Annotated in this window: 13 protein-coding genes and 1 other RNA gene; 9 read left to right on the top strand and 5 right to left on the bottom strand. The window is 63.8% G+C overall.

Features of this window, described 5'->3' with window-relative positions:
* Positions 1 to 23 precede the first annotated feature (23 nt).
* Entirely contained in the window at positions 24 to 431 is a 408-nt protein-coding gene (fur, locus tag ACVOKU_RS13880) for a ferric iron uptake transcriptional regulator (RefSeq protein WP_053519706.1), read from the bottom strand.
* A 103-nt stretch (positions 432 to 534) separates the two neighbouring features.
* On the opposite strand from fur, the gene ACVOKU_RS13875 reads away from it, so the two are divergent.
* Positions 535 to 927, top strand: a complete 393-nt coding sequence (locus tag ACVOKU_RS13875; protein WP_053519705.1) for an outer membrane protein assembly factor BamE — start codon at positions 535 to 537, stop codon at positions 925 to 927.
* Positions 928 to 963: 36 nt separating this feature from the next.
* Here ACVOKU_RS13875 and ACVOKU_RS13870 read toward each other — a convergent pair whose 3' ends face one another.
* Both ACVOKU_RS13870 and ACVOKU_RS13865 read right to left on the bottom strand, forming a co-directional pair.
* A complete protein-coding gene (locus ACVOKU_RS13870; RefSeq protein WP_053519704.1) occupies positions 964 to 1,221 on the bottom strand; it encodes an RnfH family protein in 258 nt (85 codons plus the stop codon).
* 3 nt (positions 1,222 to 1,224) lie between these two features.
* Complete coding sequence (locus ACVOKU_RS13865; protein WP_053519703.1) at positions 1,225 to 1,650, bottom strand: type II toxin-antitoxin system RatA family toxin; 426 nt, start codon at positions 1,648 to 1,650, stop codon at positions 1,225 to 1,227.
* 57 nt (positions 1,651 to 1,707) lie between these two features.
* Between ACVOKU_RS13865 and smpB the strand changes: the two genes are divergently transcribed.
* A complete protein-coding gene (gene smpB, locus ACVOKU_RS13860) occupies positions 1,708 to 2,211 on the top strand; it encodes an SsrA-binding protein SmpB (RefSeq protein ID WP_019661238.1) in 504 nt (167 codons plus the stop codon).
* Positions 2,212 to 2,262: 51 nt separating this feature from the next.
* Here the strand turns inward: smpB and ACVOKU_RS13855 are convergent, their stop codons facing one another.
* Positions 2,263 to 2,835 carry a hypothetical protein gene (locus ACVOKU_RS13855; RefSeq protein WP_481560209.1) on the bottom strand — a complete coding sequence of 191 codons (573 nt, stop codon included), beginning with the start codon at positions 2,833 to 2,835 and terminating at the stop codon, positions 2,263 to 2,265.
* A gap of 229 nt (positions 2,836 to 3,064) precedes the next feature.
* Here ACVOKU_RS13855 and ssrA point away from each other — a divergent pair.
* Positions 3,065 to 3,418, top strand: a transfer-messenger RNA (tmRNA) gene (gene ssrA / locus ACVOKU_RS13850).
* Positions 3,419 to 4,109: 691 nt separating this feature from the next.
* Positions 4,110 to 4,949, top strand: a complete 840-nt coding sequence (locus tag ACVOKU_RS13845) for a hypothetical protein (protein WP_481560208.1) — start codon at positions 4,110 to 4,112, stop codon at positions 4,947 to 4,949.
* Between the two features lie 673 nt (positions 4,950 to 5,622).
* On the opposite strand, the gene ACVOKU_RS13840 is transcribed toward ACVOKU_RS13845, so the two are convergent.
* Positions 5,623 to 6,330: a hypothetical protein gene (locus ACVOKU_RS13840; RefSeq protein ID WP_481560207.1), complete on the bottom strand. Its 708-nt coding sequence runs from the start codon at positions 6,328 to 6,330 to the stop codon at positions 5,623 to 5,625.
* Between the two features lie 1,051 nt (positions 6,331 to 7,381).
* Here ACVOKU_RS13840 and ACVOKU_RS13835 point away from each other — a divergent pair.
* From ACVOKU_RS13835 to ACVOKU_RS13815, 5 genes are all read left to right on the top strand, one after another.
* On the top strand, positions 7,382 to 8,881 hold the full coding sequence (locus ACVOKU_RS13835) for a S8 family serine peptidase (RefSeq protein ID WP_481560206.1): 1,500 nt from the start codon (positions 7,382 to 7,384) through the stop codon (positions 8,879 to 8,881).
* A 285-nt stretch (positions 8,882 to 9,166) separates the two neighbouring features.
* Positions 9,167 to 11,176, top strand: coding sequence for an esterase/lipase family protein (locus ACVOKU_RS13830; RefSeq protein WP_481560205.1), 2,010 nt, complete (start codon positions 9,167 to 9,169; stop codon positions 11,174 to 11,176).
* Positions 11,177 to 11,301: 125 nt separating this feature from the next.
* Positions 11,302 to 12,174, top strand: coding sequence for a glyoxalase III HchA (gene hchA / locus ACVOKU_RS13825; protein WP_065175070.1), 873 nt, complete (start codon positions 11,302 to 11,304; stop codon positions 12,172 to 12,174).
* A gap of 5 nt (positions 12,175 to 12,179) precedes the next feature.
* Positions 12,180 to 12,884 carry a PA1136 family autoinducer-binding transcriptional regulator gene (locus tag ACVOKU_RS13820; protein WP_481560204.1) on the top strand — a complete coding sequence of 235 codons (705 nt, stop codon included), beginning with the start codon at positions 12,180 to 12,182 and terminating at the stop codon, positions 12,882 to 12,884.
* 110 nt (positions 12,885 to 12,994) lie between these two features.
* The gene (locus ACVOKU_RS13815; RefSeq protein ID WP_481560229.1) at positions 12,995 to 13,849 is read left to right on the top strand and encodes an endonuclease/exonuclease/phosphatase family protein; all 855 of its coding nucleotides are present in this window, start codon (positions 12,995 to 12,997) and stop codon (positions 13,847 to 13,849) included.
* Positions 13,850 to 13,855: the final 6 nt, after the last annotated feature.

The following is a 13,855-nucleotide window of genomic DNA, read 5'->3' as shown; positions in this document are numbered from 1 at the left end:
CGCAACCGGCACGCAGGGGGTGCCTATCTGCGCTTCTTGCGCACGTACAGCACCAGCGAGTGTTCTTCCAGCTCATAGCCGTGATCGGCCGCGATCTTGCGCTGCAGTTCCTCGATCTCGGTACTTTCGAACTCGATGATCTTGCCGCTGTCCACATCGACCATGTGATCGTGATGGCCGCCGCGGTCCAGTTCATAGACGGCCTGGCCGCCTTCGAAATTGTGCTTGAGCACGAGGCCGGCAGCCTCGAACTGGGTCAGCACCCGGTACACCGTGGCCAGGCCGATCTCGTCACCATGCTCCAGCAGCTGGCGGTAGATGTCTTCGGCGGTCATGTGGTGCTGGGCAGTGCGCTGCTCGAGCAGCGCCAGGATCCGCATCCGTGGATGGGTTACCTTCAGGCCGACTTTACGCAGGTCGTGGGTTTCCATAGGTCTCCGTTCATTGGCGATTTAGCGCCAGCTGCCTCGGATTGGGTCGCGGTGGCACGCCGGGAGTGTATCATCGGTTCGATTTCCCCAACCGCCAGTCCCGATGCGCAATCTCCTGTTGGTCGCCGCCGTCGCCCTGTCCACCACCGGGTGCGGCATCATCTACAAGCAACCCATCTATCAGGGCAACCTGATCCGGGAAGATGCCGTGGCCAAGCTGCAGGTCGGGCAAAGCAAGCAGCAGGTGAACGCGCTGCTGGGCACGCCCTCCGTGCCGGACCCGTTCCATGCCCAGCGCTGGGACTACACCTCCAGCCAGCGGGTCGACCGTCTCGGCCGCACGGAAGTGAAGAACTTCACCGTGTATTTCGAGAACGACGCCGTGACGCGCTGGGAGGGTGACTATTTCCCGGCCAACGACAAGGCGCTGGCCCAGCAGACCGTCCGCCAGTTCGGCCGCAACCTGCCGAAGGACAAGAAGAAGAAGGGCCGCTGAGGCCGCCGGCCCGTTCCAACGGGCGGGCCCTGGCCCTCAACCGCCGAGCGCGCGACGCCGGCGGTTGTCCTTGGGATCGGCCTGCAGCGGGCGCAGCAGTTCGACCCGGTCCCCATCCAGCAGTGCCTGCTGCGGGCGGGCCAGCACACCATGCACGGCGGCAGCCGGGCAGCCGGCACTGCCCTCAAGAGCGGCAGCGGCGATCGCATCGGCAACCGTGGCGCCCTCTTCCAGCTGCAACCGGCGTGACAGCACCCGCTGCGGCCAGGCAAGCACCACCTCGACCTCGATCATCGCTCAGTCCTCGTCGGCGACCCGGACGAAATCGTTGACCATGCGATCGGCCAGACCCTGGAAGCCGATCGCCAGCGCCGGGCCCAGCAGCCGTGAGCTGGGTTCGAATTCCAGGGTCAGCGTCACCTTGCAGGCGTCTTCGGCCAGCGCGTGGAATTCCCAACGGCCATGAAGCTGCTTGAAGGGACCGTCGCGCAGCTGCATGTCGATGCTGTGCGGGCGCTGCAGGGTGTTCTCGGTCTGGAACCAGGTACTGAACGAACCCAGGCCCAGGTCCAGACGCGCCACCAGCCGGTCCTCGCCCTGCTCCAGGATGCGGGCATCGGAGCACCAGCGGAAGCGGCGCGGATAAGCCTGGACGTCGTTGACCAGGTCGAACATGCGCGCGGCCGAATGTTCGACCAGGGCGCTGCGGCGGATAGTAGGCATGTATACGGGACGTTTCGGCAATCGACCGGGCGGGCCCGAATCGGAGACAATACGGAAATGAGCAAGAACAGCGGCAAGGATAAAGCAAAGAGCGCGACGGCCAACAAAACCATCGCGCTGAACAAGCGTGCCCGCCACGAGTACCACATCGAAGAGCGCTTCGAGGCCGGGCTGGCCCTGCAGGGCTGGGAGGTCAAGTCGATCCGGGCGGGGCGCGGCAACATCATCGACGCCTACGCTTACGTGAAGCGTGGCGAGATCTACCTGATCGGCGCACAGATCACTCCATTGATCCAGGCCTCCACCCACGTGGTGGCCGAGGATCGACGCGAGCGCAAGCTGCTGCTGCACCGGAACGAGATCGACAAGCTGATCGGCAAGGTCGAGCGTGATGGCTATACGATCGTGCCGACCGCGATGTACTGGAGCAAGAACAAGATCAAGCTCGAGATCGCGCTGGCCAAGGGCAAGCAGAACCACGACAAGCGCGATGCGGCCAAGGATCGCGACTGGGCGATCGAGAAGCAGCGGGTGATGCGGCGCGGCAACCGCGACGCCTGAGGCAGGCCCCGTCGCCTTGTGGCGCCGGGCGATGCCCGGCGGCCCGGGCCGTCAACCGGCCAGCAAGCCCTGCCCGCGCGCGCGCGGCGCCAGGGCCGCGTGCATCACGGCCAGGTGCATCACCACCGCCAGTTCCGGCGCATGGCGGTCATCGCCCGCCCGCCACTGCTGGGCGAGCTGGGCAGCATCGGCCGGCAGCAGGGCCAGCAGCTGCGTATCGTCGAGGGCATCGGCTGCACCCTGCAGCTGGCGCGCCAGCTGCCGCGACTGCCACACGTGAACGCCGATGCTCAGGCTGGCCAATGTCATCAAGGTCAGCGCCAGGCCGTGCTCGAACCACTGCGCCAGCACGTCCGGCCCCCACAGCAACGCCGCCAGTACCGCCAGCGCCGGCAGCCGCCAGCCCAGCCAATGGGTGCGCCCACGCTGCGGCCAATGCACCACCACTGCGCTGGCGACCAGCGCCACCGCTGCGGTGGCCGGCAGTTCGGTCAGCCAGGTCGCCGCCAGCAGCACCGCCAGCAGCGCCCAGACCCAACCGGGAGGCAACGCCCGTCGCTGATAGTCGGCCCCGACCGGGCCCACCAGCTGGCGCAGGCTGCGCTGTTGCATCGCGTCGGTCACCCACAGTCTCCCGTCTCTGTCCTGCCCTGGATGGTCACGACCAGTGTGTCGCAAATCCGTGCCGGAGACGTTAGCAATCCGCTATGACACAGGCAGTACAACGTGTTGCGGATTGTCCGGCCGCGCGAGGTGACTGTTCAGCTGTTTTGCCGTAGCATGACAACCGTTGGGCAGGCCCTGCTCGTGGTGACACGGAATCGGCCCTGTACCTTGCAGCACTGTAGAAACCGGGGGTGCATTGGTTTCGACGGGGGTTGTGAAGTCGCCTGGCGCATGCCGAGGGGGTAGCTTTCCTCGTAAATCCAGCTGCAAAACTCTAGTTGCCAACGACGACAACTACGCTCTGGCCGCTTAAGGCCTAAGCCTCGAAACCGCTTGTGTCCATGCTCGCGGTGTAGAGTCACTATCATGGAATCGCGCTGGACGGCTGCCTGTCAGTCCGGCACTAGAACACAACAGGCTGGTTCCCGGATGCGCTTTGCACGCCGTGCTGTTCGGGGACGAGATTCAACGGCGAGCTAAGCATGTAGTGCTGGGGATGGAGTGCCTTCGGACGGCGGTTCAATTCCGCCCACCTCCACCAATACCGGGTCCGTAAGGGTCCACGAAAAGCCGGAATCCCTCGTCAAATAAGGGGTTCCGGCTTTTTCGTTTTCCACCGTTGCCCATGCCGTACCGTTGCAGCCTATGAGACGGAACATGTTTTGGGCCACCTTCCCAAACCGCTCCTCCAGATGCCCCACTCACCGATCCCTCCACCGACTCTGCCGCCTCTGCCTAAGCCCTGCCGGCAAGCTGTGCGGTTACCCTCGCCTTAGTCGATCACGATGCCGTCTGCCATGCGCGCGACTGCCGCGTGCAGCCGCATCTCCGGGCAGACCTAGCCGCACAGTAGCGTTCGGCGCAACAGGGCAATGGTGCCTGTGCGCACATCCTAACCTGCCACATTTTCCATGCATCGATGTCCATGCGCACACCACTTCCTTGACTGGAGCACGTTGGCGATCTGGCGGCCGCTCCACCATAGCACCCAGCTATCCCCCAACTGCACCCAGGCAACGAGACCGAAGCGGTGCGGAAATCCTAGTCGCCGTGTGACGAGATCACGGCCGAAGGATACGACTGGCAGTCGCAGATCCCGAGACCAGCAAGGAATCTGTCCACACCAGAAGAATGAATCGCCGCGGCGCGCCAAATGACGACCGCTCGCTACACTGGCGATCACCAACTCAAAGCAGCTATTCTAGAATGAGGTCAGCCTTCGCCAAATACTCATGAATAGTTTTGCAGATTTTCTCGCCAATGTTCCTCCCGGGGTGCCAACCACAGTTGAGAAGTGGTTTTCCAACCCAATTCAGTCGGGCCTACAAGTCTATCCACCGAGAATTCGCCTGCACTGCTCTTCCATACACTGTGGTGGTGAGCGATTCTTCAAAACAACAACAACTTATTCAATTTTCGGTCGCATTGATGAACCGAGCACCTCGAGATCCTACTACCAATACCTTTGTTGCGATTGCGGATTATCATCCAAGGTGTTTGCACTAGAGATCAAAAGAAGTGCTTACGCCGAAGTCGGGATAACGTTTGAGGTAATTAAATTCGGCGAACAACCAAGCTTTGGCCCTCCAATACCTGCCAAAGCCATGACGCTTGTCGGTCCTGACCGCGAAGCTTTTTTGAAGGGACGTAGAGCAGAGTCTATGGGTCTTGGAGTCGGCGCGTTTGCCTACTATCGAAGAGTAATCGAGAATCAGAAGGGGCGAATATTTGACGAATTCATTCGCGTTCTGCGCGCGACGCTGCCAGGAGACCCGGTAATTGACGACCTTGAACGAGCAAAAGGGGAGACGCAGTTTTCGAAATCATTTCACGCTATAAAACATGCAATCCCAACGTCATTGCTGATCAATGGCCAGAATCCAATATCACTACTCCACACCGCTCTAAGCGAAGGTATTCATGCACTCGCGGACGAAGAGTGTCTAGAATATGCATCCGCCATTCGGACCATACTTTTTGAGACTTCGGACCGACTGGCATCGGCCATGAGCGACGACAGAGAGGTTTCAAGGGCCATATCGCTGTTGACGAAGGCTGGCCAGAAGCACTAGCCGCCGCAAAGGCTGGCCCACCTAGTCATAGGTGCGAAGGATTTCAGGCGCTCCTCCCTGAGCCAGCCATTGAGGCTTTCAAGCATCGCGTTGTCCGTCGGCGTTGCTCACCGGGAGAAACGCCGAGTGGAACATCGACACGATTCACTGCGCGGCCGCTCACTGCAACCAAATCGCTCCTGCAAGCAACCCATCCAAGCACGCTTCTTGGGCAGGCATGAAAGCACTTTTGTGCCCCTCCTCGAGTATCGCTTTGTCCAAGCCCTGCTCGGCCACCGACTGCTTGAGCTTGCGAGTTGCCTCCTTCAGCAATCGTAAACGCCTCAGCTCGAAGGGACCCACCCCTCGTATTGCCCCAAACGTAGAAGGTCACCTCCGCGATGCCCATCTGCGACACACTCACCAACCGACATCCGCTGCAGACCAGGTTAAGCGCGTAGGCAATCTGCTCCACGGTAGAGCGAGATTTCTTCATCGCCTGATTCCTCGTGTTCCACGGCACCATGGAGGCGAAGTCTCCACATTACGCTCGCTTGGTTCTTGGGGATCGTCAGGCGTCAAATAAAGAAAGCCTGCTACTCAGGCTGCGAGGCCACTGGTACTACATCGATCCGGTTGAAAGACGATCAGATCTATAGCTACTCACGAGGCAATGGCTGATACAGCTAAAGCGTCAGGGTCTCCTCGGTGGATCGGCAATGGTCGACGCCACTGCGCTAGCCTCGAGCGAGCAATGTGCAATGTCGGCGGCGGCTCTGGCCGAAGCAGCAGCGGATTTTCTAAAGGCCATGCCCAATCCAGACTCCCTGATCTGTCGAAGCTCTGGATCGACGCCGTCAGTAACGGCGGAAGCAGCGTATTTCATGGTCTGCTGAAGCGAGTCGAGGTCACCGAGTATCCGAGCAATGCGGCCACCCAGATCCGATGGAAGGCGATGCAATTGCTGCAGAGCATTCTCCATCCTAGCCACCTTTAGACTGCCAATATCCTCGGCCCAGACCGTTCTCCAAATCTGGTCCCTAACGAACTTCTCTTCAGCATTTTCCTTTCTGAGGTTACCGGCGAAAGCGGCGATCGATGGATAAATCTCTGCCAACTCCGCGGATATATAGGACAGCACAATCACGGACTGTCTGCTGCGCTCGGCTTCCTGCGCTTGCTCCAGCGCTATTCGCTCCAGCCTGACTTGCTCGGCTCCGCTCTCAGCGAGGCGGTTTGCCTGTTGCCCCAACTTCCATACAGCAACGCCGGAAACAGTTGTAGCCAAGACACCCCAAAACGCCACGACGGCGGAGACCCCAGCGACGAACAATGCGCTTGCAGCTATAACGGTAACCCAAGCGTCCCACCACACTACACAGTCACCGACACCAAGCTCCATGCACGGGCTGATTCCATCCCACACCTGACTCCAATTGCTCATCCCTTGGTCCCCTGATTGAACCGCCGCATTCTGCCATGCGGCCGCAGCATTGGCGCCAACCGCCGCCTCACCAATTGCTCACCGCTGCGATGGCCCACTTGCTAGCCACTCTGGATCGCCCTTCAACGCTATGCGCCGCGCGCGCTGGACTGCACTTCTGCTGGCAGAAGGCGGTCTGATCGACGCATACGAACGGATGAAGCACGCAGCGCAGGCGTTCCTGGACGAGTGCGGCGACCGCCGGCATGGCCTTGGTTACTGGTTCTCCTCCAACGCCGTGCAGCGTGCACGCATAGTCACTACTGGCCCGCCCTCACCGCCATCATTACTATCCCAACTAGACCTAATAGCATGACCACCGCCATCGAGCAGCTGCGCGCTGCGTGCTCCACGGACTGAAGGAGAACACGATGACTACCGAGCCACCCGTTTTCATCAAGATGCCCGAGCTCAGGCGCCGCGGGCATGAGTTAGACCACCACCTACAACCGGATCGGCGCCAGCACCTTCCCGGCACCTGTGCCGCCTACCGACAACGAAGTAGGCTGGATTGAGGCCGAGGTGGATACCTAGTAGGCCGCCTGAGTAGCGGGACGGAATTGAACCCGCCATGCTGCATAGGATGTGGGTATTGCTGAGGGACAGCTACTCCGGCTGCCAGCACCGATCACCTTTTCTATAAGCAACTTGCGTTCATATTGCTGTAGAGCCCACCTCCACCAACGAGCGGTCCTTCAAGGACCGGAGAAGCCCGGAAATTCCCGCCAGAAGGGGATCTCCGGGCTTTTTTATTGCCTGCGGTATACACCGCTCGCCGCGCGTGCCGATCTCGACATCGGTAAATCAGTTCAGAAATTTCCTACCCCCGCACTGGGGGAGAACGGACCGCGAAGCCGTTCGTTCAAGGTCGCCATCAGAAAGGAGACCGCGCGGACATACCCCCTTCATCTCGAGTCGAGCCCCCAGGGCACGACCGGCTCATCGCACCTTTCACAAAGGAACTGTATTCATGCGTACGTCGCTTCGGGTTTCCCTGGCCAGTGCAATCACCCTGGTCCTGGCCAGTGCCCCTGCCTTCGCCCAACCCACCGAACGGGTATGGACACGGGGCATGGACAACAACCAGCAGTACAGCAGTTTCATCGTCAAGTACCGCGATGGCAGCCGCAAACGCGTCTCTGCCGACACCGCCCAGGATGCGCTGAAACAGCGCTTGGGCGCGCAGCAGCGCAGCAAGCGCTCGGTGGGTGCGGCGCAGGCTGCGGCGGTGGCGCATCAGCGCCGCATGGGTGGCGGCGCCGATGTGATCAGGACGGACAAGGCACTGGATCGTCCGGAGGCCGAGATCCTGATGCAGCGCATCGCCGACGACCCGGACGTCGAATACGTGCAGCCGAACTTCATGATGAGCGCGTTCGCCACGCCCAACGATCCGCGTTACGCCGAACAGTGGCACTACAGCAATCCCGTCAGTGGCGCACGCGTGCCGGCGGCATGGGATCGCTCCACCGGCCAAGGGGTCGTGGTGGCGGTGATCGATTCGGGCTATCTCGACAACAACGACCTGCAGCCGAACCTGCTGCCGGGCTACGACATGATTTCCTCCACCCGGCCGTTCAGCAATCTGCAGTGCATCCTGGGCGGGCTGAATCCCGGTTGTGGCGGTTCCGACGATGGCGATGGCCGCGATGCGGATGCCTTCGATGCCTCGGGCATCGCGCACGGCACCCACGTTGCGGGAACCGTCGCGGCGGTAACCAACAACCAGATCGGCGTGGCAGGCGTGGCCTACAACGCGAAGGTCGTACCGGTACGCGTGCTGGGCAACCAGGGCAATGGCGGCTCGGATGACATCATCGACGGCATGCTCTGGAGCGCTGGCATCGCTGTGCCGGGTGTTCCCGCCAATGCCAACCCGGCCGAGGTCATCAATCTCAGCCTGGGCGGCCGTCGGCCCTGCTCGCCGGCCGAGCAGGATGCGATCGACGACATCACGGCCACCGGCACCCTCGTGGTGGTCGCGGCGGGCAACAGCAACCTCGATGTGTCCGAGTTCGCACCGGCGAACTGCAACGGCGTGATCGCGGTAGCCGCGAACGACCAGGGCGGGCGCCGCGCGTTCTACTCCAACTACGGTGCAGGCATCCATATCACCGCGCCCGGTGGCGAGACGTGGTCGTGCCGCGCCTCGGTGGGCGAGTTCCTGCCCTTGGCTACACCCCCGAACTCGACCAACTGCGCACCGACCCGCCAGCATCCGGCGCAGGGCGTTCTGTCGACGGTGGGCAACAATGCCTTTGACTTCATGTCCGGCACCTCGATGGCGGCACCGCACGTGGCCGGCGTCGTCGCGCTGATGCAGGCGGTGGCACCGGTGCCGAAGACCACCGCCCAGGTCAAGGACATCCTGCGCCGCACCGCCCATCCGATCGCGGCGGCCAACTGCCCGGGGGGTTGCGGTCCGGGCATCATCGACGCCGCAGAAGCTGTCAGGGAGGCCAGCAACTGAGGCCCGGGCGCAGCGGCCCGCCACAGCCGCTGCGCCATGCGTTGCCCGCCGGTCAGATCCACAGGCCACCTTCTCCCACATTCCCGGCACGAAACCCATGAACTGGTTCGACGGCATGGCCATCGGCTTCCTGCTCGGTGTCCTGGCATGTACTGCTGCGGTGGTCCTGGCAATCCGCAACAGCGATCTGGACGATTGACGACCGGCCGCTGAAGGAACCGGCGCACGCCGCTTCCGCCTTGACATGCCTCCCGCTAGAGTGGCGCGACCGCGCAGGAGGATCGTATGGCAACCACGGAAATGGGCATCGTCGGCCGCACGGCTCTCGTCTTCACCCTGCTGCTGGCGCTGAGCGGCTGCGCCACCCTGCGCCAGTTCGGGCCCTCGGTGCAGGTCGCCTCGGTTACCCCCGGCCAGTACATCGCGCTCAAGCGCGGTGACATCCTCACCACCGGCAAGCTCAGCTCGGCCACCCTGGAAACCCTGCGCGTGGCCGGCCTGGACGAGGGCGTCTGCGCCAAGCCCGGTCCGCCCTGCATCGATGCAATGGAGGCCAGCATCGTCGTGCGCGAGGAAGACAAGCGCTCGGCCCTGGCCGAACTCTGGCTGCAATACGCATTGACCCTGCCCGCCCCCAAGCGCGAGTACTCCGCCGAAGGCCGCGCCAAGGCCGTGGTCACCGAACTGGATGCCGGGTTCCAGCCGCGTCTGGATGCGTGGATGCAGGTTGCGCGGCAGGCCTACGCCTATCTGTTCTTCACCGAGCGCACCTCCAACCAGCGGGGGTTCGAGGATCGCCAGACGCAGGTGCGGGACTACTACAACCTGGCCGTGCAGGAAGCCTCCGTGCAACTGTTCGAGGCCTACGCCACCGGCCGGGTGCACAGCGACACCAGCCGCTTCCAGCTGGGTCGATGGACCTTTGTGCTGGCGCCATCAGACGACGGCTCGCCCTTGGACGAGCGTACGCCGAGGGAGCTGGTTCCCGCCGCAGCGCTCTCGTTCACCGGCACCCTGCGCAGCGTGCATCGCCGGGATGGCTTCGGCGCCGAGCTGGTGGCGGTGATGGATGATCCCGGCAGCGACGTGGACACGCCTGCTGCCGACGCCAGCGCCGCCGCGCCCGTACAACGCAGCTGGAGCGAAATGCCTTCGCCCTCGATGTCGGTGCTGCTGCGGTTCTCCGGCAACAACCTGTGGGAAGTGCTGCACGACGACGAGCCGGAGGTGGAGATCCACGATCCCTACCAGGTTTCGGAAGTCACCCTGCATGGCCAGCAGGTGCCACTGGCGGCCAACTTCACGGCAGGCTACGCGCTGTGGCTCGCACGCTCCAACTTCAGCCGGCAATCGCTGCGCTCGCTGTTCGGCAGCAAGGGCGGCATCGATACGCCGCATCTGTACATGATGCAGCCCTACGACCCGAAGCGCCGCGTGCTGTTGATGATCCACGGCCTGGCAAGCAGCCCGGAGGCGTGGGTCAACGTCGCCAACGAGCTGATGCGCGACGACGAGATCCGCCGGGACTTCCAGGTGTGGCAGTTCTACTACCCGACCAACATGCCCATCGCGATGAGCCACGATGCGATCCGCCACATGCTGGCCGACGTGCTGCAGCACTTCGATCCCACCGGAAAGGCCGCGGCCTCGCATGACATGGTGCTGGTCGGGCACAGCATGGGCGGAGTGATCTCGCGGCTGATGGTGTCTTCGTCCGGCGACCATCTGGTCGAGACCCTGCTGGCAACCGCGCAGATGACGCCGGCGCAGCGCGAGCTGCTGCGCACCCGCGGGGCGCCGGTGCTCACGTTCAAGCCGGAGCCGGAGATTTCACGGGTGGTATTCATTGCCACACCGCATCGCGGCACCGACGTTGCCGGTACCCGCCTCGGGCGCTGGATCGGCCGTCTGGTACGGCTGCCACTGACCGTGCTGGAGGACGTGGCGACGATCGCCAACGACGGCCAGGTCGATCGCGACGACGGCAAGCACGGCTACCAGATGAACAGCATCCAGAATCTCGACAAGGATGACCCCTTCGTCAAGGCCGTCGCCGATCTGCCGATGTCTCCAAGCGTGCGCTACCACTCCATCATCGCGCGCGCCAAAGCCGATGGACCGCTGGAGCAGACCAGCGACGGACTGGTGCCCTACTGGAGTTCGCACCTGCCGGGCGCCGAATCGGAAAAGGTGATCGTGTCCGGTCACAGCGTGCAGGAAGCCACGCCCGCCATCGTCGAGCTCAGGCGCATCCTGCATGAAGACATGCAGGCACACGGCCGGCGCGATGAATAGCGCAGGCTGATCGCCGTTCCGCCACCGGCGGAGACGGCGGGTCAGCCGTTGCGGGAAATCCCTCATCGCACGTACGCACAGTGCCTCCTATGCTGGCCGCACCTCCCCGACAGCAGGCCAGCCACATGAACACCCAGGACCTCAGCCGCCAACCCCGTCCCGATCCGGCCGAGCGCGATGCCTTCTTTCCCTCGCCCTGGTCGCTCTCGCAGTTCACGTCACCCACCAGCAATCTGTCCGGCGCGGACTATGCCGACGCACGCCGGGATGGTCGCTGGAAGATACTGATGATCGGCGCCGATGAGCGCTACCTTCCGACCGCCAACGGCCACCTGTTCTCCACCGGCAATCACCCGGTCGAAACGCTGCTGCCGATGTATCACCTGGACAAGGCCGGCTTCGACTTCGATGTGGCAACCCTGTCCGGCAACGCGGTGAAGTTCGAATGGTGGGCGTTCCCCGGCGAGGACCGCGACATCGGCGGTCTGTACGAACGTTACCAGGCGCGGTTCCGCCAGCCGAAGGTGCTGGACGACATCGTGGCCTCGCTGGACGCGGCCTCGGACTATGCAGCCATCTTCATTCCGGGCGGGCATGGTGCACTGATCGGTCTGCCGGAGAGCCGCGCGGTCAGCAAGGCGCTGCACTGGGCGATGGCACAGCAGCGCTACATCATCACGCTCTGCCACGGCCCGGCAGCGCTGTTGGCTGCCGGGATCGATGAAGCGGGCGGTGACTCGCTGTTCCGTGGCTACCGCATCTGCGCCTTCCCCGATGCGATGGACCGGCAGACGCCGGACATCGGCTACATGCCCGGGCAACTGCCGTGGTTCTTCGGTGAAAAGCTCGCGCAGCAGGGCGTGCAGATCGTCAACGAGGGTATTGACGGCAGCGTGCTGCAGGATCGCCTGCTGCTGACAGGCGATAGTCCGTTGGCCGGCAATGCACTCGGCCAGTTGGCCGCACGCACCCTGCTGGACGCGCTGGCAGGTCGCTGAACGTCGTGACCGCGCTGGTGCCGATGCTGCTGGAACTGGAGCAGGCGCGTTCGATCACCGAGATCGGCGCGCTGCTTCGCGCGATCGCCGCGCCCCTCGGCTACGATCGCGTGCTGGTGTTTGCGGCCGGCACCGGGCTGGAACGCGGCGCACACCGCGTGTACTGGATCGAGGGCGACTGGCTGGGCGAAGGGCGTGAGACCGACCTTGCCCGCTACCTGCATGCCTGCCCGGTCAACCGCCACGTGCTCGACAGCGATGCCCCGTTCTTCTGGAGCAAGCGCGACGGCGTAAAGGGGGCCCGCTACCAGGTGGTCAGGCAGCCCCGCGGCGACGGCCTGCATGGGCTGCAGGTACCCGTGTTCGGAACCACGGGGCTGGAAGGGGCGATCAGTTTCGCCGGAACGATCATCGACGCTTCCGCGCCTGCCCGGCTGCTGCTGGAGTCTGCCGGCACGGCAGCATTCCGCGCCGCCCGCCGGCTGGCCGAAGCACCGGCTGAACGCCCCCTGGGCGAACTGAGCACACGGGAACGCGAGGTTCTGCGCTGGGTCGCAGCCGGTCGGCGCCAGGCGGAGATCGCCGCCACGCTGGGGTTGTCCGCGCGCACCGTGGAGAACCACCTGCGCCGCGCGCGCCAGCGCCTGGGCGTTGCGACGACGGCGCAGGCCGTGCGCGCGGCCGCGCGACGCGGCGAGATCGAAGACTGAGCGAGTCGCCCGCGCAGTCGCCACGCCAATGACCCATCCCGGCATACCCTCCCCTGCCAATCCGTGCCATCCTTCATGGAATCGTTTACATGGAATGGAGGGATTCCACGATGCTGTCGCGTTTCCGTCGCCCTGCGCTGTGTGCGCTGCTGGCCTTCGCTCTTCCCGCCATCGCCTGGGCGGCGGCCCCTGCGCCGCTGAAGGTGATGTCCTTCAATGTCCGCACCCCGGCCGACACCGCGCCAGGCAAGCGCTGGCCGGATCGCCGCGATGCGATGGTCAAGGTCATCCTGGATGCCCGCCCGGCCGTGATCGGCACCCAGGAGCTGGTGCAGGAACAGGCCGACTATCTCGCCGGCCACCTGCCCGGCTACGCGTGGTTCGGTGAAGGACGGCGCGGTGGCAGCGGCGATGAGCACATGGGCGTGTTCTACGACACGCAGGTGCTGGCCGTGGAGGAATCCGGCAACTTCTGGCTGTCCGATACACCGGAGGTCGCCGGCAGCATCACCTGGGGCAACCTGTACCCGCGCATGGTGACCTGGGCCCTGTTCCGTCGCCTTGACGATGGCCGCCGCTTCTACTTCATGGACACCCACCTGCCCTATCGCGACGAAGACGAGCCGCGCCGGGTCAAGGGTGCCGAGCTGATCGGCAGGCGGGTGGCGACGCTGCCGCCGGATCTGCCGGTGGTGCTGACGGGCGACTTCAACAGTGAACCCGGGGGCGGAACCTACGCGGCACTCACCCGCGTTCTGCAGGACGCACGCACCCAGGTGGCGTCTCCCCAGGGGCCGCGCCTGACCTTCCATGATTTCACCGGCAAGGCCACCACGCAGCTGGACTGGATACTGGTAAGAGGCTTCCGCGCGCGCAGCTTCCTGACCGATGACCGTCGCATCGACGGCGTGCTGCCTTCGGATCACTTCCCGCTAGTGGTCGAGCTGGACTGGCCCCGGCCCTGAGTCGGG

The sequence above is a fragment of the Stenotrophomonas sp. STEN147 genome, from assembly GCF_056757995.1.
This window is presented reverse-complemented; position numbering and strand designations above follow the sequence as displayed.